General features: G+C 68.9%; 22 protein-coding genes and 2 riboswitches. Of the genes, 9 read left to right on the plus strand and 13 right to left on the minus strand.

What is annotated here, in order from left to right:
- Nucleotides 1–23: 23 nt before the first annotated feature.
- The 4 genes from AC1MBE_RS08335 to AC1MBE_RS08350 all read right to left on the minus strand — a co-directional run bounded on the left by AC1MBE_RS08335 (nt 24) and on the right by AC1MBE_RS08350 (nt 3614).
- Entirely contained in the window at nt 24–479 is a 456-nt protein-coding gene (locus AC1MBE_RS08335) for a MaoC family dehydratase (protein WP_346959388.1), read from the minus strand.
- A 79-nt stretch (nt 480–558) separates the two neighbouring features.
- Nucleotides 559–1782 carry an acyl-CoA dehydrogenase family protein gene (locus AC1MBE_RS08340; RefSeq protein WP_479782339.1) on the minus strand — a complete coding sequence of 408 codons (1224 nt, stop codon included), beginning with the start codon at nt 1780–1782 and terminating at the stop codon, nt 559–561.
- A gap of 1 nt (nt 1783) precedes the next feature.
- Nucleotides 1784–2677, minus strand: coding sequence for an amidohydrolase family protein (locus AC1MBE_RS08345; RefSeq protein WP_479782341.1), 894 nt, complete (start codon nt 2675–2677; stop codon nt 1784–1786).
- A gap of 1 nt (nt 2678) precedes the next feature.
- Nucleotides 2679–3614 carry an SDR family NAD(P)-dependent oxidoreductase gene (locus AC1MBE_RS08350; RefSeq protein WP_479782343.1) on the minus strand — a complete coding sequence of 312 codons (936 nt, stop codon included), beginning with the start codon at nt 3612–3614 and terminating at the stop codon, nt 2679–2681.
- A gap of 123 nt (nt 3615–3737) precedes the next feature.
- Here AC1MBE_RS08350 and AC1MBE_RS08355 point away from each other — a divergent pair, with 123 nt between their 5' ends.
- The 3 genes from AC1MBE_RS08355 (at nt 3738) to pabB (ending at nt 7044) form a co-directional block, all read left to right on the plus strand.
- Nucleotides 3738–4217 (plus strand): MarR family winged helix-turn-helix transcriptional regulator, encoded by a 480-nt coding sequence (locus AC1MBE_RS08355; RefSeq protein ID WP_479782345.1) that lies wholly within the window; start codon nt 3738–3740, stop codon nt 4215–4217.
- Nucleotides 4218–4336: 119 nt separating this feature from the next.
- Complete coding sequence (locus AC1MBE_RS08360; protein WP_479782347.1) at nt 4337–4924, plus strand: low molecular weight protein-tyrosine-phosphatase; 588 nt, start codon at nt 4337–4339, stop codon at nt 4922–4924.
- Nucleotides 4921–7044 carry an aminodeoxychorismate synthase component I gene (gene pabB / locus AC1MBE_RS08365; protein WP_479782349.1) on the plus strand — a complete coding sequence of 708 codons (2124 nt, stop codon included), beginning with the start codon at nt 4921–4923 and terminating at the stop codon, nt 7042–7044. The genes AC1MBE_RS08360 and pabB overlap by 4 nt, the downstream gene beginning before the upstream one ends.
- A 66-nt stretch (nt 7045–7110) precedes the next feature.
- Here pabB and cls read toward each other — a convergent pair whose 3' ends face one another.
- On the minus strand, nt 7111–8586 hold the full coding sequence (gene cls / locus AC1MBE_RS08370) for a cardiolipin synthase (RefSeq protein ID WP_479782351.1): 1476 nt from the start codon (nt 8584–8586) through the stop codon (nt 7111–7113).
- Between the two features lie 93 nt (nt 8587–8679).
- Here cls and AC1MBE_RS08375 point away from each other — a divergent pair, with 93 nt between their 5' ends.
- Nucleotides 8680–9642, plus strand: a complete 963-nt coding sequence (locus AC1MBE_RS08375; protein WP_479782353.1) for an aminodeoxychorismate lyase — start codon at nt 8680–8682, stop codon at nt 9640–9642.
- Nucleotides 9643–9663: 21 nt separating this feature from the next.
- Here AC1MBE_RS08375 and AC1MBE_RS08380 read toward each other — a convergent pair whose 3' ends face one another.
- Both AC1MBE_RS08380 and AC1MBE_RS08385 read right to left on the minus strand, forming a co-directional pair.
- Nucleotides 9664–10398 carry a glycosyltransferase family 2 protein gene (locus AC1MBE_RS08380; RefSeq protein ID WP_479782355.1) on the minus strand — a complete coding sequence of 245 codons (735 nt, stop codon included), beginning with the start codon at nt 10396–10398 and terminating at the stop codon, nt 9664–9666.
- Nucleotides 10385–11329: an ATP-grasp domain-containing protein gene (locus AC1MBE_RS08385; protein WP_479782357.1), complete on the minus strand. Its 945-nt coding sequence runs from the start codon at nt 11327–11329 to the stop codon at nt 10385–10387. The genes AC1MBE_RS08380 and AC1MBE_RS08385 overlap by 14 nt, the downstream gene beginning before the upstream one ends.
- 401 nt (nt 11330–11730) lie before the next feature.
- Nucleotides 11731–11845: riboswitch (SAM riboswitch) on the plus strand.
- A gap of 38 nt (nt 11846–11883) precedes the next feature.
- On the opposite strand from AC1MBE_RS08385, the gene AC1MBE_RS08390 reads away from it, so the two are divergent.
- Genes AC1MBE_RS08390 through AC1MBE_RS08400 form a run of 3 tightly spaced genes read left to right on the plus strand, consistent with a single transcriptional unit; the run spans nt 11884 to nt 13802 of the window.
- The gene (locus AC1MBE_RS08390; protein ID WP_479782539.1) at nt 11884–12180 is read left to right on the plus strand and encodes a DUF1737 domain-containing protein; all 297 of its coding nucleotides are present in this window, start codon (nt 11884–11886) and stop codon (nt 12178–12180) included.
- Nucleotides 12177–12593, plus strand: coding sequence for a rhodanese-like domain-containing protein (locus AC1MBE_RS08395; RefSeq protein ID WP_479782359.1), 417 nt, complete (start codon nt 12177–12179; stop codon nt 12591–12593). The genes AC1MBE_RS08390 and AC1MBE_RS08395 overlap by 4 nt, the downstream gene beginning before the upstream one ends.
- Complete coding sequence (locus AC1MBE_RS08400) at nt 12594–13802, plus strand: O-succinylhomoserine sulfhydrylase (RefSeq protein ID WP_479782361.1); 1209 nt, start codon at nt 12594–12596, stop codon at nt 13800–13802.
- Between the two features lie 11 nt (nt 13803–13813).
- Here AC1MBE_RS08400 and AC1MBE_RS08405 read toward each other — a convergent pair whose 3' ends face one another.
- The 5 genes from AC1MBE_RS08405 to AC1MBE_RS08425 form a co-directional block, all read right to left on the minus strand.
- On the minus strand, nt 13814–15007 hold the full coding sequence (locus AC1MBE_RS08405; protein ID WP_479782363.1) for a glutamate--cysteine ligase 2: 1194 nt from the start codon (nt 15005–15007) through the stop codon (nt 13814–13816).
- 60 nt (nt 15008–15067) lie between these two features.
- Nucleotides 15068–16591, minus strand: a complete 1524-nt coding sequence (locus tag AC1MBE_RS08410) for a UDP-N-acetylglucosamine 1-carboxyvinyltransferase (protein WP_479782365.1) — start codon at nt 16589–16591, stop codon at nt 15068–15070.
- A gap of 123 nt (nt 16592–16714) precedes the next feature.
- The gene (locus tag AC1MBE_RS08415; RefSeq protein WP_479782367.1) at nt 16715–17518 is read right to left on the minus strand and encodes an energy-coupling factor transporter transmembrane component T family protein; all 804 of its coding nucleotides are present in this window, start codon (nt 17516–17518) and stop codon (nt 16715–16717) included.
- Nucleotides 17515–19158 carry an ABC transporter ATP-binding protein gene (locus tag AC1MBE_RS08420; RefSeq protein WP_479782369.1) on the minus strand — a complete coding sequence of 548 codons (1644 nt, stop codon included), beginning with the start codon at nt 19156–19158 and terminating at the stop codon, nt 17515–17517. Before AC1MBE_RS08420 ends, AC1MBE_RS08415 begins: the two co-directional genes overlap by 4 nt.
- Before the next feature lie 13 nt (nt 19159–19171).
- The gene (locus AC1MBE_RS08425; RefSeq protein ID WP_479782371.1) at nt 19172–19804 is read right to left on the minus strand and encodes an ECF transporter S component; all 633 of its coding nucleotides are present in this window, start codon (nt 19802–19804) and stop codon (nt 19172–19174) included.
- Nucleotides 19805–19873: 69 nt separating this feature from the next.
- Nucleotides 19874–20016, minus strand: a riboswitch (TPP riboswitch).
- A gap of 136 nt (nt 20017–20152) precedes the next feature.
- On the opposite strand from AC1MBE_RS08425, the gene AC1MBE_RS08430 reads away from it, so the two are divergent.
- Both AC1MBE_RS08430 and AC1MBE_RS08435 read left to right on the plus strand, forming a co-directional pair.
- Nucleotides 20153–20701 carry a heme-degrading domain-containing protein gene (locus AC1MBE_RS08430; protein WP_479782373.1) on the plus strand — a complete coding sequence of 183 codons (549 nt, stop codon included), beginning with the start codon at nt 20153–20155 and terminating at the stop codon, nt 20699–20701.
- 41 nt (nt 20702–20742) lie between these two features.
- On the plus strand, nt 20743–21006 hold the full coding sequence (locus AC1MBE_RS08435; protein WP_175322316.1) for a DUF4235 domain-containing protein: 264 nt from the start codon (nt 20743–20745) through the stop codon (nt 21004–21006).
- A 49-nt stretch (nt 21007–21055) separates the two neighbouring features.
- Here the strand turns inward: AC1MBE_RS08435 and AC1MBE_RS08440 are convergent, their stop codons facing one another.
- Nucleotides 21056–21802: a nucleotidyltransferase domain-containing protein gene (locus tag AC1MBE_RS08440; protein WP_479782375.1), complete on the minus strand. Its 747-nt coding sequence runs from the start codon at nt 21800–21802 to the stop codon at nt 21056–21058.
- Between the last annotated feature and the right edge of the window lie 19 nt (nt 21803–21821).

Genomic DNA, 21821 nt, shown 5'->3' on the forward strand with positions numbered 1-21821 from the left:
AGGGGCAGTGGGGGTGGCGGTGCTTACTTGTAGAAGCGTGCGAGGAACTCGGCGACGACGGCGGGCCGTTCCTGGCCTTCAATCTCGATGGTGTTGGAGACCTTGATCTGGGCGCCGCCCTTGACCTCGGTCACCTCGGCGATCGTGGCGCGCATCCGGATCCGCGAACCCACCTTGACCGGGGAGGTGAAGCGGACCTTGTCCAGGCCGTAGTTGACCTTGGTGGTGACGCCCTCGACGTCGAACAACTCGCCCCAGAACGGGATGATGAGCGAGAGAGTGAGGAAGCCGTGTGCGATCGGGGCGCCGAAGGGGCCGTCCTTGGCGCGTTCCGGGTCCACGTGGATCCACTGGTCATCGCCGGTAGCGTCGGCGAATTTGTTGATTTGTTCCTGCGTGATTTCGCGGTAGTCGGTGGCGCCGAGGTCGGTGCCGGCGAGGGTGAGCAGCTTGTCGAAGTCGACGACGAGGTTGGGCATCTTTGGCTCCTGGTGTAGGTGGTAGACAGACGGCGGGACCCGGCTGGGCGGACCGCCTGAAGGATCAGTAAGTGAAGGCTTAGCGGGTGAAGGCGCTGTGGCCGGTGAGGGCGCGGCCGATGATCAGGGCGTTGATTTCGTGCGTGCCCTCGTAGGAATAGACGGCCTCGGCGTCGGCATGGAACCGGGCGACGTCGGTCCCGAGCGTGATGCCGTTGCCGCCCACCACTTCCCGGGCGAGCGCCACGGTCTCACGCATCAGCAGGGAGGTCTGCATCTTGGCCAGGGCCGAATCCTGGTCCCGGTAGATGCCTTTTGCCTGCTGCTCGGTCAGCCTGACCACGAGGGACAGGGCCGAGGTGACGTTGCCGAGCATCCGGGCGAGCTTCTCCTGGACGAGCTGGAAGGATCCCAGCGACCGGCCGAACTGCTCACGCTGCGTGACGTAGCGGCAGGCGGCTTCAAACGCGCCGGCGGCCATTCCGGTCGCGATCCAGGCCACGTCGGAGCGCATGGCCCGCAGCATCGCGGCCACGTCGCGGAAGGAGTTGACGTTGTGCAGCCGCATCGATTCCGGGACCCGGACGTCCTCGAGGGTGATGTGTGCGTTCTGCATCATCCGCAGCGCCGTCTTGCCGTGGATCTTCTCCAGGGTCACGCCATCAGCTGTGCGGTCCACGAGGAACGCTTTGACCTGCCCGTCGGCCGCGTCACGGGCGAACACGGCCAGGACGTCGGCGGTGACGGCCCCGCCGATCCAGCGCTTGGCACCGTTGATGACCCAGCTGTCGCCCTCGCGGCGGGCGCTGGTGGAGAGCCCGCCGGCGATGTCCGACCCGGAGTCCGGTTCGGTCAGCGAAAAAACGCCCTTGAGCGAGAAATCGAGGACCTGAGGCATCCATTCGGCCTGTTGCTCGGCGGAGGCGCCGACTTGGATGGCGGTCCGGAACAGGCCGGCCTGGGCCGTGTAGAAGGTGGCCAGCGACGCGTCGGTGCGGGCAAGTTCGAAGATCCGGAAGCCGTGGTAGATGCCGCGGGCGGCGGTTCGCTCTGCACCCGGGGGGCCGGTCAGGTCCGCCGGCTCCATCAGGTCCAGGTCGATCAGCGGCCGGGCCAGCTGGTCCGGGAAGTCGCCGCGCTCCCAGTACTCGGCGAGCAGCGGCCGGGCCTGCTCGTCCAGGAAGGTGCGCAGCCGGCCCAGGACCCGGCGCTCGGCGTCGGTGAGCAGGGATTCGGCGTCGTAAAAGTCGCAGACCCCGTACAGCCGCTCCTGCGCGGCGGCGACGTCCGTGTCAACGCTCATCTCAGCCCTCCAGCCCGAGCAGACGGACGGCGTTGTCCTTGAGGATCTTGGGGCGGACCGCGTCCTTGAGCGGCAGGTCAGCGAAGGCACCCAGCCATTTCTGCGGGGTGATCAGCGGGAAATCGGTGCCGAACAGCACCTTGTCCTGCAGCACCGAGTTGGCCATCCGGACCAGCGACTCGGGAAAGTACTTCGGCGACCAGCCGGAGAGGTCAATGAACACGTTGGCCTTGTGGGTGGCGATCGAGTTGGCCTCGTCCTGCCACGGCACCGAGGGGTGCGCCATGATGATCTGCAGCTCCGGGAAGTCCGCGGCGACGGCGTCGAGCAGGAGCGGGTTGGAGTAGGCGAGCTTGATGCCGTACCCGCCGGGCAGTCCCGCGCCCATGCCGTTCTGTCCGGTGTGGAAGATCGCCGGCAGGCCCAGTTCCTGGAGGGTTTCCCAGAGCGGATAGAACTGCTCGTTCGAGGGGTCGAAGCCCTGCAGGCTGGGGTGGAACTTGAAGCCGCGGGCGCCCAGGTCCACGGCCTGGTGCTTGGCGCCCTGGATGGCCTCGATGCCGGTGCGCGGGTCGACGCTGCCGAACGGAATCAGCACATCGTTGTTGCGGGCCGCCCCGGCGATGAGTTCGGGGATGCTGTTGGGTTCGTGCTTGAGCTGGGTGCGGGCGTCCACCGTGAAAACGACCGCGGCCATGTTCAGTTCGCGGTAGATCTCCGCGATCCGGTCCAGTGACGGTGTCCGCTCCTCGGCTTTGAAGTACTTGGCGGACGCCTCGGTGAGCGTCTCCGGCAGGGAGCCGTGGCCGTGGCCGTCCACCTCGAGGTGGACGTGCATGTCGATCGCATCGAGCTTTGCGGCGTCGATGCCGAGTTCGTAGCGTGCGGCGGTCATGTCAGCGGGCCTCTGCCGGTTCCGGCCGCAGGTCCTCGGGCAGCGGCAGGAACTCCTCCCCCACGCTCTGCAGCTTGTCGCCGAAGAGCGCGCCGAAGTTCTCGACCAGGTCCTGGTAGCCCCAGCCGCCCTCGCGGTACTCGGTGGTCGCCGCCTCGGGATGGGTCCAGAGCTGCAGGCGGTCGCCGCCTGCGCCGATGGCCTGGCCGGTAACGCCGGCGGCGGCGTCGGAGGCCAGGAACGCGACCAGCCCGGCGACGTCGTCGGCGGTGCCGAAACCGAGCTCGTGGCGGAAGAAGGACGGCATGGCCTCGCCGCGCTCGTCCGCCTCGACGGCCTTCTGGAAGTACGGGACGGTCTTGGTCATCGCCGTGGCAGCCACCGGGATGACGGCGTTGGCGGTGACGCCCGCCTTCTTCATCTCCATCGCCCAGGTGCGGACCATGCCAACGATTCCGGCCTTGGCCGCGGCGTAGTTGGTCTGGCCGAAGTTGCCGCGCTGGCCGGTGGGCGAGCCGATGGTGATGATGCGGCCGGGGATCCCGTTCTCCTTGAAGTAGCCGAACGCCTCCCGGGCGCAGGTGAAGGTGCCGCGCAGGTGGACGTTGATGACCGCGTCAAAATCGTCGTCCGTCATCTTCAGCAGGGACTTGTCCCGCAGGATCCCGGCGTTCGTGACCAGGATGTCCAGCCGGCCGAATTCCGTCACGGCCGCCTGCACCAACTGCTTGGCGACCTCGGAACTGCCCACCGGGGCGACAACGGCCGCAGCCCGCCCGCCGTCTGCCTCGATAATCCGGACCGCCTCTTCGGCGACGGCCGCGTCCACATCGTTGATCACGACGGCGGCGCCCTGCCGGGCCAGCTCCCGGGCGTAGGCCAGGCCCAGGCCGCGGCCGCTTCCCGTGACGATTGCTACTTTTCCTGTGAGGCTCATCGCTGCTCCTTTGCTAGCTGCCGTGTGCATCCTGCCCTGCGGCATGGGATGCTGGTCTGCATCCATGAAAGTATGGATAATTGAGAATGTCAATGATTTATTTTGTGGACTATTGGAGCGGACATGGCGACCGAAGTAGACGAGGCACCGGGCACCAGGCCGGCAGACAAGCTCACGGCGGCGTCGATCAGCCTGGATGCTGGATTCCTGCTGGCCAAGCTGCATGCCGCCGGTTCCATTCTCAACAACCGCGCGCTGGCCGAGTTCGGACTCAAGGAGCGCTCCTATTCGGTACTGGCCCTGGCCAACAGCGAGCTTGAACCCACGCAGCGCGAAATGGCGGAGTTCCTCAGCCTCGATCCCAGCCAGATCGTGGCCCTCATCGACGAGCTGGAAAGGCGCGGCCTGGTGGTCCGGGCGCCCGGCAAGCAGGACCGCCGGGCCAAGATTGTGTCCGCCACCGCGGAGGGAGCGGCCGTGTTTCGCCGTGCCGAGGCCGCCGCGCGGGCGGCGGAGGCCGAGGCCCTCGCCGACCTCAGCGATACGGAGGTCGGCGAACTGAAGACCCTGCTGCGGAAGGCACTCTGGAGCCGGGCCGCCTGAAGCTCGGCACAGCGCCGGCCCGCCCACGCTTGACAGCTGACGATAGTTATATGACACGAGATGTCACATCCGGGCCGCGGCGGCTAGCCAAGAGGCCCGCGGATCGGCCATGCTTAGGCATGACCTCAACGTCGAGCCAGTACCGGATCATCACGGTCTGCACCGGAAACATTTGCCGGTCACCGATGGCTGAGTTGATGCTGGCCGAGGCCTTGGCCGCAGCGCAACTGACCGGCGTCGACGTCGATTCGGCAGGGATCACCGCGTACGAGGTGGGCCGCCCGATTGATCCCCGCGCCGCGCGCAAGCTCTCGGCCCACAACATTTCCTCCGAACTCCACGTCGCGCGTGAGTGGCGCAGCGAATGGTTCCTGTCCCGCGAACTGATCCTGGCCCTGGACGTGGACCACTACGGCTGGCTCCGCCAGACAGCCCCGGACCAGGCCTCACTCGCGAAGATCCGGATGCTGCGCAGCTTTGATCCCGCCGTGGCCGGCAGGGATCCGCTGGACCAGGGGATCGAGGACCCCTGGTACGGCGGGCACACCGACTTTGACACCACCTGGGAGCTGATCCACGCCGCCATCCCCGGCATCCTGGCGCACGTCCGCGCCGCCCGGCGGCCGGCCGGCACAGGGCTGCAGGACCGGCTGCAGGACCGGACGCACCGGGACGGCACGGGGCAGCGGGTACGCTCTAGTTCATGAGCCGCGTACCCGTCATCATCGCCATCGACGGACGCTCCGGCGCAGGGAAGACCACCCTGGCCATCGAGCTCGGGGCCCGGCTCCGGGAGCACCACAAGGTCTCGCTCTTCCATCTCGAGGACATCTACCCCGGCTGGAACGGCCTGGCCGCGGGCATCGACCGCTACGCCGCCACCGTCCTCGCCCCGTTGCGCCGCGGCGAACCGGCCCGCTGGGTCAGCTGGGACTGGGATCGGCATTACGACGGCGCCACTCGGGTCACTGAGCCGGCCGAAATCGTCCTCGTCGAGGGCGTGGGCGCCGCCGCCGCAGCCGCAGCGCCGTTCCTCGACGCCGTGGTCTGGACCGACTCCCCCGAGCACGACCGCCGCATCCGGGCCCTCGCCCGCGACGGCGCAAGCTACGAACCCTACTGGGAGCAATGGGCCGACCAGGAAGACGAGTGGCTGGCCACCGACGACGTGCCTTCACGCGCCGACGTTCGGGTGCTCAACCTCGCCGACGGCGCCGCCCCGGCCGAGGTACTGCAAACCCTCCAATACCTTCCGGGCCTGGCACCGGCGCTGCTCCCCGAGCTTGCAGCCCGCCGCGGGCTGCAGCTGAGGACCGAGCGGATCGACGCCGCCCCGGACGCCGCCCGGCTCTTCGAAACGCTCTACGGCAGCTCGCCGAACGCGGTGTGGCTGGACTCCTCCCTCGCCGAGGGGACCGGGGAAAGCCGGCGCGGCCAGGGTGCGGGCGGCCTGGATCCGGGCGGCGAGGCCGCCGAACACAGCCGCTTCAGCATCTTGGCGGACGACGGCGGCCGTTACGGCCAGTCGGTCCGGCACCGGTCCGGCCGGACCTGGGTGCGCGTGGGCAATGCCACCGTGCAGACCGAGGGAGGATTTTTCCGCTGGCTCGACGGGGTCTGGGGCCGCCGGGCCCTGCGCGCTCCGGAGGAGTACCCGTGCGAGTTCACGCTCGGCTGGCTGGGCTACCTCGGCTACGAGCTCAAGCGCGAGACCGGCGGCAGCAACGTCGCCGCCGACACCCCTGATGCCGGACTGATCTTCGCCGGACGCGCCGTGGTCCTGGACCACCGGGAGCGGACAGTGTGGCTGCTCGCGCTGGAATCCGCGGACGCCGGGAACTGGCTCGCCGCGGCCCGCGCCGCCGTCACGGCCGCGGAAGGCGGCGGACCGGGCGACAGCGGAGAGGGCAGAGTCGGAGACGGCGGCAGCGACGGCGTCGCGCGCTGCCTCGGCACCGCACCCACCCTCGATTTCCGCGCCCGGGACACCGAAGCGGAGTACAAGGCCAAGATCGCCACGGCGCAGCACGAAATCACCGAGGGCAACAGCTACGAGGTCTGCCTCACCACGGCCTTGACGGCCACCGTGCCCGCCGGGGAGCTCGATCCGTGGCAGGTCTACCTGGCGCTGCGCCGGCGCAACCCGGCGCCGTTTGCGAGCTTCCTGCGCCTCGGGGAGCTCACCGTGGCCAGCACCTCGCCGGAGCGCTTCCTGCGGATCGACGCCGACGGCGCCATGCGGGCCGAACCGATCAAGGGCACCCGGCGCCGGGACCAGGACGCCGCCCGGGACGAACTGCTGCGCCGGGAGCTTGAATCCTCGCCCAAGGACCGGGCCGAAAACATCATGATCGTGGACCTGCTGCGCAACGACCTGAGCCACTTCGCGGTACCCGGCTCCGTGTCCGTCAGCCGGCTCTGCGCGATCGAAAGCTACGCCACCGTGCATCAGATGGTCAGCACCATTGACGCGCAGCTCCGTCCCGGCATGCCCCGGGCCGAGGCTGTGGCGGCCTGCTTCCCGGCCGGCTCCATGACCGGTGCGCCGAAGGTCAGCACCATGGCCATCCTGGACCGGCTCGAGGCGGCCCCGCGGGGCGTCTATTCCGGGGCGATCGGCTACTTTTCGCTCAGCGGCGCCACCGACCTCGCGGTGGCCATCCGGACCCTGGTGGCGGGCCCGGGCCCCGGCCACAGCACCGCGGTGAGCCTCGGCGTCGGCGGGGCCATCACCGCGGACTCCTCGCCCCGGGAAGAATATGAGGAGATTCGGACCAAGGCCTTCGGCGTGCTCTCGGCGCTCGGCGCCGGCTTCCCGCCGGGCTAGCCGCGGGAACCGGATTAGGCGCGGGAACCGGATTAGGCGTCGGCACGGCCGGCAGCGGCAGGATGCCTACTGCAGGGTGGAGGTGAGCCGGGCGACGTTGTCCACGTACTTCACCCCCACCGGGCGTTTCATCCAGTCCTCGAGCGTCAGTTCGCGCGAGATGCCCCGGTAGGTGTCCTCCACCGCGCTGATCCGCCGCACGATGTCCTCGCCCAGGAGCATCACCGAGACCTCAAGGTTCAGCGAGAAGGAGCGCATGTCCATGTTGCTGGAACCCAGCACGGCAACCTCGTGGTCGATCGTAAAGTGCTTGGCATGCAGCACAAACGGGGCCTTGTAGAGGTAGATCCGCACCCCGGCCTCCAGCAGCGCCTCATAGTACGACTGCTGGGCGTGATGGACCAGGAACTGGTCACCCTTCTCCGAGACGAAAAGTTCGACGTCGACGCCGCGCTGCGCCGCCGTCGTCACCGCGTAGAGGAGGGAATCGTCGGGGACGAAGTAGGGGCTGCAGATCGAGATCTTGTGCTGCGCCGAGTAAATCAGCGTGTTGAAGAGCCGCAGGTTGTTTTCGGTGATGAAGCCGGGGCCGCTGGGCACCACCTGGGCCGTGACGTTGCCGGCGTGGAGTTCAGGCCGGTGCGCCAGCTGATGTTCCAGGGACTCATCCGTCTCGCTGAGCCAGTCGGTCGCGAAGACGACGTTGAGTGTGGTGACGATCGGGCCGCGCAGGCAGGCCATCAGCTCGACCCATTCCCGGCCGACCTTGCGGTGCCGGGGGTTGTTATAGGAGGGCTCGATCAGGTTCTGCGAACCGGTGAAGGCGACCTCGCCGTCGATCACCATGATCTTGCGGTGGTTGCGCAGGTCCGGGCGGCGCCACTGCCCGTGCACGGGCCGCAGCGGCAGCATCGGCCGCCAGCGGATCTTGCTGGCCTTCAGCCGGGCGATGAGCTTGCTGTAGCCCTTGATCCGCAAGGTCCCCAGGTGGTCGAACAGCAGGCGGACTTCGACGCCACGCTCGGCGGCCTCCTCCATCGCCGTCAGCAGTTCGTCCGTGATGTGGTCAGAGCTGAGGATGTAGAACTCGGCGTTGATGAAGGACTCGGATTCGCGGACGGCGGCCGCCATGGCCCTGATCGAGTCCGGGTAGCCGGGCAGGAGCTCCACGTGGTTGCCGTCCACCATTGGCAGCGAACCCAGGGTTTTATTCAGTTCCGCCGCGGAAGACACCCATTCAGGGCCCTCGTAGCGGCTTTCCAGCATCGCCAGTTCGGACGTGCCGGCGCGCACCCGGGTGTTCACGGCATCCTGCTGCGCCCGGCGCTTGCGGGAGAGCCGGAAGTTGCCGAAGAGCAGGAAGAGGACCAGGCCCACGGCCGGGACGAAGAAGATGATTAGGAGCCAGGCCATGGCCGTGGTGGGACGACGGTTGCCCGGGATGATGCCCAGGGCCAGGACGCGGATGGCGAGGTCCACGACGGTCAGGATCAGGATTACCCAGGACGGAAGTGATTCCGCCAGCGAAAATGGCCACAACACAGGCGAACCCCTCATGATCCAGACCCGCGGAACAGTTCCGGAACGGGCAATCGTCAAATCCTATCCCTTTACCCACCGCACTAAGCTGAAGGCATGACTACCCCCGCCTCTGTTCCGGCCCGCCCGACGGTGCTGGTGTTCCTCGATCCCGCGTTTGAAAACGGCCGCATCGCCGACTCGTCCAAGCCGCAGCTGATGGCCACGGACCAGGGCGCGACGCGCGGCGACGGCGTTTTTGAGTCGTTGCTGGTGGTGGGGGGACGGCCGCGCAAGCTGCAGGCCCACCTGAGCCGGTTGGCCGGCTCCGCCCGCGCCCTGGAACTGGCCATCCCGAACGAGGACGCCTGGCGCCGCGCGATCGGGACGGCCATCAGCGAGTTTCGCGGCCCGGACGGGACCTCGGACGAGGCGGGCGCGACTGACGAGGTGGTGGTGAAACTGCTCGCCACCCGTGGCGTCGAGGGCGACTCCGCACCGACGTGCTGGGTGCAGGCCTCGCCTCCCCCGGCCGCCGGCCGAGTGCAGCGCGAGACCGGAATCGACGTCATCCTGCTGGACCGCGGCTATGACAGCGAGGTGGGCGAACGCGCCCCGTGGCTGCTGCTCGGCGCCAAGACGCTGTCCTACGCGGTGAACATGGCGGCGCTCCGGTATGCCCACCACCAGGGCGCGGACGATGTCATCTTCGCTTCCGCGGACGGCCGGGTCCTGGAAGGTCCGACGTCGACCGTGCTGCTGGCGCACCTGGAATCCACCGACGACGGCGCCGGCGGCGTCCGCACCGTGCGCCGGCTGATCACCCCGCAGTTGGACAGTGGAATCCTCCCCGGAACCTCGCAGGGCGCGCTGTTCACGGCAGCCAAGGCCGCGGGCTGGGAGCTCGGCTACGGTCCGCTGGTTCCCGAGGACCTGTACGACGCCGACGCTGTCTGGCTCATCTCAAGCATCCGGCTCCTCGCACCGGTCAACCACATCGACGGCAAGGAGATCGGCACACCGGAACTGCGGCGCCAGCTCACGGCGGAGCTCAACGCGCTCTTCGCAACTATCGAGTAGGACCGCGGACCATTTCGCGGCTCAGCTCCGGGCCCTTGGGCGATGGAACCGGTCCCCCGTGGTGGTCGCTGAAGTATCGGCGTAGGCAAGGGCACGCGGGGCGAAGGCCACCCGGTAGCCGGCGCGTCGCACCCGCCTGGTCAGTTCAAGGTCTCCGCCCAGCACGTCTTCCCGGAGAGGGCCGATTTCCTCAAGCACGGCCCGGGATACCGCTCTGATGTTGCCGGGGCGGCCTGGCAGGCAGCCGCTCATGGCGAGGGCGTTCCGGAGCAGCCCGGCACCGCGGTTCAAGGAGGATGGTATCCGGCGCCACTCCGGGTGCAACGTGGACGGCCGGGCGCCGCCGCAGACCGCGCCGGTACGCTCGTCCGCGAAGCCTTGGAGCACCCGTTTGACGGTGTTCCGTGAGAGGACCAGGTCCGCATCCATGAACACCACGACCTCGCCGGATGCGTGCCGTAAGCCCAGATTCAGGGCGGCACCCTTGCCCGCGTTGGCCTGGCTGAGCACTTTGATTCGGAGATCGGCCGCGGCCACGCCCTTCATCAGTTCGAACGTGTTGTCGGTCGAGCCGTCGTCGACCAGCACCACTTCGTAACGGTCGTAGCTGGTGAGCTGGATGGAGCGTACACAGCTCTCTATGCGGGCCGCCTCGTTGAAGGCCGGCACAATGATCGACACGGTCGGCCACATGTCCAGCAGGGTGGGCACCCCGCGGCGACGCCGCATGGCCGCGCCGACCTCAGACCAGGGCATTGCTGTGCACCCGTGGGAACTGCCGGAAGGATGCCGGGTTGAACGATGGCAGTGTCAAAGCCCCTAGAACGGCGTCGAGCATTTCCGGGGCGAGCCCGCTGTTCCTGCCGAACCGGGCGGTCACACCGAGCACCACCGGCGTCCCGTCGGCACGCCGCCGGACATCGACGTCAACGGGGCCGGTCAGCCCAAGCGCGCGGACAGCCGCCATGGCCACATTCCCCACGTCCATGGCCTCGCCGGGTTGGACCCGACGGGCGGCCGCCGCGTTTCCTGCTTTCCCCCCGGCCGGTGCAATTTTTTCGATCACGACGACGAACGGGGCGGCCGCGTTCTGCACCGGGGTGCCGAAGACCATCGGGCCGTAAGCGGTTCCCGGGATGAATTCCTGCACGATCCGGCCTTCCGGCAGCCTGTGCCAGTCCACGTCGCTGCCTCCGTCGATGACGGTCACGCCGCTGCCGGCGCAGGAGACCCGGGGCCGGACGACCACCGGTCCGCCCAGCGCTTCCATGGCGGCCTCAGCGCCGGAGAAATCCCGTGGGACCCCGAACCGCGGGACGGCCACACCGGCCGATTGAAGCCGCCACGCGGTAAAGAGCCTGTCGTGGGCGAGCGCCACGGGTCCCGGCTCGCCAATGATGACACGGACGTCCGGGCCGAAGGCGGGCCGGAAGGCCGCCAGCTGCGGCAGCTCCTCACTCACGGTAGGAATGAGAACGTTCACGTCTTCGGCCGCCACCAGCCGGCGGAGCGCCGAGACCAGTTCCGGATCCGAGGCCAGCGGGACGCGGACGGCGGTGATCCCCGACCCCGCCGGCAGTTCGCGGACGTCGGTACCCAGGACGGGTACGCCCCGCGCTCTGAGCTGGGCCGCGACGGCCCGTCCGGCAGATCCGCCCGCGCCGGTGACGAGCACCCGGGGCTTCACAGGCGGTCCGTACCAGTGCCACAGCGAAACGCCGCGGCCGGAAGGGGGACCAGGGAGGCAAAGCGTAAGCCGTGAATCGAGACCATAAAAATCCAGTTCCTTCGTAGACGTGCCGGGTGCCCCAGTGCCGCGCCGGGCAAATTGCTGGTTAATCCATCGGAAATCTGCTGGCACGTCGGTCGTGCCCGTCCCAGTCAAGGCGAGGGTGCCAGGGATATCCCGAGTAGGAACTACCCGAATCTGCCCGGCAGGCACTGCGCCGGATGCTCACGAGTACTGGGGTTGCTGCCAGCGCTACCCGCGCCCATGCCGTGGCTGGAAGCGCCCGCCACGGCGGCCGCGTGACTTAACATGACGACCGCGCCGGTCCCGACGGCACCGGAAGTGCTACGTTTTCGTGGAGTAATGAGACCCGGCGCCAAGCCCTGACTGGCCGGTCGGCAACCCTCCCTTTCGCGGCGGGGTGCCTCAGGTGAATACTCGGCATATCGAGAATTCGAGCTGCAAGCGTGAAAGTAAGGAGATCCGTCGTGCCCGACGCGTCCGCACCCGCTGTGCCCGCCACAGCCCCCGCCCCGTCCTCCGCCGCCCCCGGCCCGGCCGCCGAACAGAGGCTGGCCTACCGCCTGTTCACCGGCCCCGATGACCGCAGCTTCTGCGAACGGGTCTCCGCCGCACTGGCCGAGGGCTATGTCCTGCATGGCAGCCCCTCCGCGACGTTCAACGGCAGCACCGTGATTGTGGCGCAGGCCGTCGTGCTGCCGGCCGCCATCGCGAGCGCGGACGCTGCCGTCGCCAATGCGGTGGATGAGCTGGACGTCGTCGAGTTCGACGGCGAGGGCCACGCATGAGCTACGCCGGAGACCTGAGCCCGGAGGAAGCATGGGCCAGGCTTGAGGCGGGCGCCGTCCTGGTGGACGTCCGCACCGAGGGCGAGTGGGCCCGGATCGGCACCCCGGCCACCCCTTCCGCCGCCGGAAAACGGCAGGAACCCCTGTTCGTCCAGTGGACTCTGGCCGGCGGAGCGCCCAACCCGCAGTTCCTGGAACAGCTGCAGCAGCAGGCGCCGGAGCCGGCCGCAGAGCTCATCTTCCTGTGCCGTTCCGGCGCCCGCTCGGTCGCCGCAGCGAATGCCGCCACGGCCGCGGGCTTCACCGCCTACAACGTTCTCGAGGGCTTCGAAGGCGAACCCGGCCCGGCCGGACATCGGACCGTCAACGGCTGGAAAAACCGCGGCCTGCCCACCAACCCCGGAAAGCACTAAGTGAGCTTTAATCCCGACGCCCAGGGCTGGAGCCCGGACACCCAGGCCGTCCGCGGCGGACTCGACCGCACCGGGTTCCAGGAGACCACCGAACCGATCTTCCTGAACTCAGGCTTCGTCTATGAATCCGCCGCCGCGGCGGAGCGCGCCTTCACCGGCGAGGACGAACGCTTTGTCTATTCCCGCTACGGCAACCCCTCGGTGGCCACCTTCCAGGAGCGGCTCCGGCTGCTGGAGGGAACCGAAGCATGCTTCGCGACGGCGTCGGGCATGTCCGCGGTGTTCACCGCCCTGGGGGCGCTGCTGGGGGCCGGTGACCGGGTGGTCGCCGCCCGCTCGCTCTTCGGATCCTGCTTCGTCATCCTCAACGAGATCCTGCCGCGCTGGGGCGTGGAGACGGTGTTCGTGGACGGCCCCGACCTTGAGCAGTGGCGCTCGGCGCTGGCCGTGCCGACGACGGCCGTGTTCTTCGAGTCGCCGTCGAACCCGATGCAGGAAATCGTGGACATCGCCGCCGTGAGCGGACTGGCGCACGCCGCCGGCGCGACCGTCGTCGTCGACAACGTTTTCGCCACTCCGCTGCTGCAGCGCTGCGGGGAACTCGGCGCGGACGTGATCGTGTATTCCGGCACCAAACACATCGACGGCCAGGGCAGGGTGCTCGGCGGCGCGATCCTGGGCACCAAGGAGTTCATCGAGGGCCCGGTCAAGCAGCTCATGCGCCACACCGGCCCCGCCCTGTCCGCCTTCAACGCCTGGGTGCTGAGCAAGGGCCTGGAGACGATGGCCCTGCGGGTGAACCACTCCTCCGCCTCGGCGCTGCGGCTGGCCGAATGGCTCGAGGCCCAGCCCGCGGTCAGCTGGGTCAAGTACCCGCTGCTGCCGTCCCACCCGCAGCACGAGCTCGCCGCCAGGCAGATGAAGGCCGGCGGCACCGTGCTGACGTTCGAACTTTCACCCTCGCCCGGCCGCTCCGCCAAGGAGGCAGCCTTTGCGCTGCTGGACGCACTGCGGATCATCGATATCTCCAACAACCTCGGTGATTCAAAGTCCCTGATCACCCATCCGGCCACCACGACGCACCGCGCCATGGGACCCGACGGCCGGGCCGCGATCGGGCTAAGCGACGGCGTCGTCCGGCTGTCGGTGGGCCTGGAAGACGCCGAGGACCTGATCCGCGACCTCGGGCAGGCACTCAAGCAGGTTTAGCGCCGGCGCAGCTAGTCCCGGCGCACCGGCGACAGCACGGGGGCCGGGTCCGACGCCGGCCCGGCGTCCGCGCCGTGCGTCGTGACCCGCACGGCGTGGGCGACGACGGCGGCCAGGCCGGCGCCGTCGGCGGGCGTGTCCATCCCGGGCGCGCAGAGCGCCTGGCGCTGCAGCTGCGACCCGGTGCCGTTCGCCAGGACCCTGTCCACGCCGCGGCGCGCCAGTTCCAGCTCGCCCTGCTCCGCCAGGACGGGGGCCACGAAGTCCACCAGCGCATGCACCACCTCGGCGGCAGGAGCGGGCCGGAAGCTGCCGAAGTCCAGCAGCTCGCCGCGCAGCCCGCAGTTGCTGGCCTGCCAGGCGGCCATCTTCAGCAGCACGGTCGGTACCGGGGCCGGGTCGACGCCGTCGCGCCACTCCCGGCTGGCGGACTCCACCAGCGCGCGCACCAGCACCGCGATCAGCGCCGCGTCCTCCGCGCGCAGGCAGACGTCCGCGACCCGGACCTCCACGGTGGGGTGGTACCGGGCCAGCCGCGCATCGAAGTAGACCATGCCTTCGTCAAACAGCACCCCGCTCTCCAGCAGCCGCGTGACCACCCGCCGGTAGACCGGAAGGCTCCCGAAGATCATGGCGGGACCGGCCGCCGGCCAGCGGTTCCAGGCCTGGGTCCGGTAGCTCTCGAAGCCGGTCTCCGCCCCGTTCCAGAACGGCGAGTTGGCGCTGAGCGCGATCAACACCGCCAGTTTGTCCCGGATCCGGTCCAGGACGGCCACGCCCTCCTCCGGGGATTCGATGAAGGTGTGGACGTGGAACCCGCAGGTCAGCTGCTCCTGCACGGTGAGTCCAAACCGCTGCTGCATGGTGGCATACCGCGGGTTGGGGGTGGTGTGCGTAGCGGACGCCAGCGGCGAGGTAGCCAGGGCCGCCACCCGGGCGCCGTGCGTCCGGGCGGCACGGTCCGTGAACGCCCGGGACTGCCGGATCTGCTGCAGCAGCCCGCTGTGCTCCAGGCAGGGCACGGTTCGCGTCTCGATCTGCTCGAGCTTCAGCTCGAAACTGAAGCCGGAATCGTCGTGGTACGGATCGTGACCGGCACCGGGGACCGGCTTCAGGCCGCGCAACAGTGCGTCGGCCAGCGCCAGCGGGACCCCGGTGACGGGATCCACGATCAGCAGTTCCTCCTCAACGCCGAAGGTGCGCATGCAACCATTGTGCGCCAGCACCTCCCCCGGCGCGCTACCCCAACGCGGGGGTCAGAGGATTCAGTCCTGGAAGTACTCGATCCGGGCGCCGATGGTGTTCAGCCGCTCGGCCAGGTCCTCGTAACCGCGCTCGATCACGTAGATGTTGCGCAGCTCGGAGACGCCCCGTGCGGCGAGCATAGCCAGCAGCAGGCAGGCTGCCGGGCGCAGGGCCGGCGGGCAGCCGACTTCCGCGGCCCGCCACTTGGTGGGCCCGTTGACATAGATCCGGTGCGGATCCAGCAGCTGGACCTGGGCGCCGAGCTTGTTCAACTCGGTGAGGTAGATTGCCCGGTTCTCGTACACCCAGTCGTGGATCATCGTCTGGCCCTGCGCGTTGGCGGCGATGACGGCGAAGAACGGCAGGTTGTCGATGTTCAGGCCGGGGAAAGGCATCGGGTGGATCTTGTCCGCGGGCGCCCGCAGCTCGGAGGGCTTCGTGGTGACGTCCACCAGCCGGGTGCGTCCATTGCGCGCAAGGTACTCCGCGGACACCTCCAGCCGCTGGCCCATCTGCTCCAGCGTCGCCAGCTCGATCTCCATGAACTCGATCGGGACCCGGCGGATCGTGACTTCCGAGTTGGTCACGATGCCGGCGGTGATCAGGCTCATCGCCTCGATCGGGTCCTCGGACGGGAAATACTCGACGTCGGCCTCGATCGACGGACGGCCGACGATCGTCAGCGTTGTGGTGCCCACGCCGTCGATCTCCACGCCCAGCATCTGGAGGTAGAAGCAGAGGTCCTGGACCATGTAGTTCGGGCTGGCGTTGCGGATGATGGTGGTGCCACGGCGGTGGGCGGCCGCCATGATGGCGTTTTCGGTCACGGTGTCGCCGCGCTCACTCAGGACGAAGGAACGGTCGTGGCCGTCCGCGGGCGGCGCCTGCACGCTGTAGAAGCCGGACTTCGCCTCGACGCTGAGGCCGAACTGGCGCAGGGCCTGCATATGCGGTTCCACGGTGCGGGTGCCGAGGTCGCAGCCGCCCGCGTAGGGCAGCCGGTATTCGGCGGATTCATCGAGCAGCGGGCCCAGGAGCATAATGACGCTCCGGGTCCGGCGCGCGGCCTCGACGTCCATTGATTCAAGGTCCAGCACGGCCGGGCGGCGGATCTGCAAGTCGTTCGCGTCCAGCCAGGTGCATTCGACACCGATGCTGGTCAGGACCTCAACGATCCGGTTGACTTCCTCGATCCGGGCGAGCCGGCGCAGGACGGTGGTGCCGCGGTTGATCAGGCTCGCGCACAGCAGCGCGACGCCGGCGTTCTTGCTGCTGTTGACGTCCACCGCTCCGGAGAGCGTGCGGCCGCCCTCCACCCTGAGGTGGGTCATCTGCGGCCGGCCGACCTTGACGATGGCCCGGCCGAAAATGGCTTCAAGCCGCTGGATCATTTTCAGGCTCAGGTTCTGCTTGCCCTGTTCCATCCGGGCAATGGCGCTCTGGCTGGTACCCAGTTCGGCCGCGAGCTGTCCCTGAGTCCAGCCCTTCTGGCCGCGGGCGTCCCGGAGCACGGCGCCGACGTATTCAGCAGTCTGTTGAGTCATATGCAATAAATATCACGGATGAGCTATTTGATCCGAAAAACACCCGCCAACTGCAATTAAGCTCACATAATATCCATCTCGTGCGATATGGCAGGCGCCCCGGGAGCAGCCTACGCCAGTCCGCTACTGCTGGCCGAGAAACACCATGTTCCAGGTCCCGGCACCGATGGCCGCCGCCACCGACGCGCCGGCGATCAGCACACCGCCCAAGACCACCCACGCGTCCAGCCGGCTGAACGTCGCGGTCCGCGCCCAGGTCCGCTGCGCGCCGCCGAAGCCGCGGGCTTCCATGGTCACCGCCAGCCGGGACGCGCGGCGGAGTGCCTGAACCAGCAGCCCGAAGCTTTGCCCCAGCGTGGCCTTCAGCCGCTGCACCGGGTTGCCGTGTGAGCCGACGCCGCGGGCCCGCCGGGCCATGCCGATGGTCTGCCATTCCTCGGCCATGAGCCCCACTAGGCGCATCGCGGCGAGGGTGCCGAGCACAAACCGGTGCGGCAGCTTTGCCTGCTGCGCCAGGGCGTCGGCCAGATCCGTCGGGTCCGTACAGCTCATCAGCAGCACCGCCGGCAGGGCGATCGCGAGGCCGCGCAAAAGGAAACCCAGCCCGAGCTGCAGCGAACCCTCGCTGATGGACCAGACGCCGACGTCGAGCAGGATCCTGCCGTGGTCCGGCGCCAGGATCGCGGTGCTCCAGCCGCCCACGGCCGCCGCTAGGATCAGCGGCCAGCCGCGCTGCCAGAGCAGGGCCAGGGTCAGGCCGGCAAGCGGGAACAGCAGGAGTTCGAAGCCGAGCGCCACGGACGCGGACACCCAGTCGATGGACAGCGCCAGGACGACCGTGATGAGCACGACGCCGGCGAACTTGGCCAGCGGGTTGGCCCGGGCCAGCAGGGCGTGGTTCCCGGGCAGGGTCAGGGCGTCCCTCATGGCGCCGCCACCCCCGGGTTCGTCGTCCGGCCGGGCACGCCGGGCGGCGGGGCGCCGAGTTTTAACTCGGCGCCCCCCAGGACCTCGCTGAATTCCGCGTCGTGGGTCACCGAGACCACGGCCGTGCCGGCGTCGAGGAGCTCGGAGAGGAAGGAGGCCAGTTCCGCCCAGGTGTTGGCGTCCTGGCCGAAGGTGGGCTCGTCCAGCACCAGCACCTGCGGGTGCGCGGCCAGCACGGTGGCGACCGAGAGCCGCCGCTTTTCGCCGCCGGAGAGGGTGTAGGGGTTGGCGTCCACCAGGTCGCGCAGCCGCAGGCGTTCCAGCAGCTCGTCCACTCGTTCTTCGCCGCGGCCCAGCTGGCGGGGGCCGAACATCAGTTCGTCCAGCACCCGGCCGGTGACGAACTGGTGCTCGGGTTCCTGGAACACCGTGCCGATCCTGGCAATCAACTGCTGGGCCCTCCACTTGTAGGGGTCGATGCCCGCACCGGCGCTCAGCTCGGTCGTGGCGGACACCGCGCCGGCCACCGGGGCCAACAGTCCCGCCAGGGTCAGGGCGAAGGTCGACTTCCCGGAACCGTTGGGGCCGGTGATGGTCAGCGCCTGCCCGGCCCGGACCTGCGCCGTGATGCCGGACTGCACCGGCGCGGGCGGGACCGTGCGGAACCCGCGCAACAGACCGGTGCGGCGGGGATGTTCGCGGGACACGGCCAGCCCCTCGGCCGCCAGCAGCAGCTGGCCGGCCGCGGCGCCGCCGGTCTCGACTCCGCCCGGCCCCGTTCCGCCGCGGCGCGCCCGGGTGGCAGGCACATGGCCGGGCACCCAGACGCCGGCGGCGATGAGCATGTCCCGCGCCTGCTCCAGGACCAGGTCCGGGGGCCCGTCCAGCAGCACGGCGGAGTCGGTGGCGGTTCCGGGCTGCAGCACAACGATCCGGTCCACGAGGTCTTTCCAGACGGCGACCCGGTGCTCCACCACCACGAGGGTGGCGCCGGTCTTGTCCAGGCACCGCCCCACGGCGTCGCGGACCTCCAGAACACCGGCCGGGTCGAGGTTGGCGGTGGGCTCGTCGAGCAGCAGCAGGCCCGGCCGCATCGCGAGGATCCCGGCGAGCGCCAGCCGCTGCTTCTGCCCGCCGGAGAGCGACGACGTCGGGTGCTGCAGCGGCAGTCCGCCCAGCCCGACGTCGTCGAGCGCCTCCGCCACCCGGGGCCAGATCTCCGCCGGGGGCACGGACAGGTTTTCGGCCCCGAAGGCGACGTCGTCGCCGAGCCGCGACAGCACCACCTGGGTCTCCGGGTCCTGCTGCATCAGCCCCGCCCTGCCGCGCCGGGACCGGGGTGGGGCGCCGTCGATCAGCAGGCTGCCGGTCTCGTCCGAGTCCTCGGCGTCCGCGGCGCCCGCCGCGGACGCGGCCGAAGCGGCCGATGCGGCGGCGGAAGTGCTGTCCCCGAGCACCCCGGCCAGGGCGTGCAGCAGTGTGGACTTGCCCGCGCCGGACGGCCCCAGCAGCAGCACGCGCTCACCCGGGCGGATGTCCAGATCCAGGCCGCTCACGGCGGGCCGGGGCCGGCCGGCGTGCCGCCAGCCCCAGCCGCGGGCGGTGACCGCGGCCGGCCGGACGGCGTCGGAAGTTCTCATGCGGGTGCGGGCCTCAGGAGAAGACGGGTTCCGACGCCGCCTTGCGGGAGGCGAACGACCCCAGCACCCCGGTCTTGGCCAGGCCGCGGGTGGCCAGCCAGGACAGCCCGCCGGCAATGACGGCTCCGGAGATGGCGCAGAAGACGATGTAGGCGAGCTTGTCGCCGGATTCGTACGCGATGTTCCAGCCCCAGGGCAGGAAGGAGTCGTTCAGTCCGCAGAACAGGCCCGCGCCGGCGCCGGCGAGCAGGGACGCCGGCAGGTTGAACCGCTTGTACAGGAACGCGGCGAAGATGAGTTCGGCGCCGAGGCCCTGGACGAAGCCGGAGAACAGCACGGACGCGCCGTACTGGGAGCCCATGATCAGCTCGCCCGTGGCGGCCACAGTTTCGCAGAACAATGCCGCTCCGGGCTTGCGGATAATGAGCATGCCCAGCACAGCGGGGATCATCCAGCCGCCGGCATAGAGCCCGGTCAGCGGCGGGTAAACGGCGTTGAGCGGAACGGAAACAAGGTTGGAACCCTGGGACCAGGCCCAGAAAATCACACCGCCGGCAACAGCGATCAACGCCGCCACCACAATGTCGACCACGCGCCAGCTGTACTTGCCGGTGGTGAGTGTCTGCTTCGCAGAAATATCAGTCATGTCGTCCTCCTGAGGTACAGGAGGGGAGGGTGTTCCGGCGGCGCCGCGGCTTCCGCCACGGGCGCCGGGCACCCTGAGAACTCGACTCCCTTGCGCCGGTACTAACCGGATCAGGTTCGAGGGTCTGCGGCTGTCCGCACTCTCAGCGCCCACCTACGGTTCCCTGGACTGTTCCAGTGATGCCCGACGGCGGCGCTCCCCTGTCGTATCAAAATCGCCCTTGTGGGCTGGGCCAGTTTACACCCGGCGGACCTCCCACGTGACTCACAATCGTTGCCGTTTCGAGGGCCCCAGCTGCCCGTCCGTTGGGCTTGCGCAGCGGCGGCCACCTAACGGAAGCTGAGTCCCATGAGCGACGCACCAGTTCCTTCCCCCGAGTACGACCCGGACTCCGCGGAACCGCAGCCGGACGGGTCCCTGGCGGCGCTGATCGGCCGCATCCTGACGGAAATCGACGAACTGCAGTTCGAGTCCTTCAGCAAAGACGACGCCCTTGACCTGGGGCTCCGGCTAGTGGAGCTCGGCCGGCAACGCTCCCACCCGATCGCCGTCGACATCACCAAAGGCGAGCAGGTCCTCTTCCACGCCGCTCTGGAGGGCGCCACCCCGGACAATGAGCGTTGGATCAAGGCCAAACAGCGCACCGCCGTGCGGTATGAAGTCCCGTCGCTGCTGGTGGGCCTGCGGGCGCGTGCTGCCGGGCGCAGGATCGAGGACAACGCCTGGTTCGACCAGCAGGAGTTTGCGGCCCACGGCGGCTCCTTTCCCATTTACCTGCGCGGCACCGGGGTGGTCGGCACCGTCACCGTCTCGGGGCTGCCACAGAAAGCGGACCATGAGCTGGTGGTCGAGGCCCTGACGGAGATCCTTGGCCGCCCGGCGTCGCCGGGACGCTAGGCTAGGGGAAGCCCTGTTTCCTCCCGCAAGGAGTACGACGTATGAACATCTTCATCAAACTGCTCGGCACCGGCATCAGCCTCCTCGCCGGCTTCGTCGGCACCAAGGTGGTCGACACCGTTTGGGAAAAGACGACCGGCAACAAGCCGCCCAAGGGCCACGACGACGACGTTCCCACCACGCTGCGTCAGGCGCTGACGTTCGCCCTGATCTCTGCGTCGGTCAGCGCCATCATCCAGGTTCTCGCCAACCGCGGCACGCAGCGGGCGATCACTCGCTTCGCCAAGACCCAGGACCTGGTCTAGGGCCTATCGCCTGCCCGGTGCGCCCGGCCGCCGGCGGAGTCATCGGTCGTCAGGCGGTAATTTCCGCCTCGCCGCGCAGATGGCCCTCCTGGACATACCCACCCGACCCCTCGAGGACCTCCCTGGCGAGGGCGGCGAGGGATTCCGGGTTTCGGTGAGGGTCGGCGGCCCAGCCCGCCAGGCGGCCGGCGAGGTCGTTGCCGTTGCGCGTGAGGCGGCGAATGACCCATTTGCCTCCGCCAAGCCAACTCCCGGCCTCGAGCAGCAAAAGGTCGGCAGCTTCGCGGAAGACATCCGCCGTCAGGATGAAGGTTTCGGCGTCGTCGCGGCTTCCTGTCAGGTCGTCCATTAGGGCGCTCAGTCCGTAGCAGCGGGAACCCCGCTCGGCGTCGGTCAGGGGCTTCGGCCCGTGTGCCATCTGTTCCCGGGCGCGGGACTGCCATGCGCGGCCGGCACCGTTGTCCGTAAGGAGAATTCCGCTGGCGCAAAGCTCTGCGATCACGGGTCGCCGTTCCTCCGCCTCCCTGCGGTACCAGAAGTCCAGGCTCGCCGGCGTATGCACGAACGCCTCAACCAGCCATCCCTGGAAACGGCTGGTCAGCGCATAATTCGGGTGTCCGTCCGGGTAGAGAACAGCGATGTCGAGGTCAGAGGTGGATGTTGCCGTCCCGGCGGCCGCGCTTCCCCCGAGGATGGACGCAGCTGAGTCGGGATGGTTCTTTTCAACGTAAGCTCTCGCGATTTCGGCGATCTGGTCTTGGTCGAGGTCCCGCGGGGCATCTTCCGGCATTTCCATCCGGCCAGTCTGACATGTC

This window comes from Arthrobacter sp. BG5, from assembly GCF_056680155.1.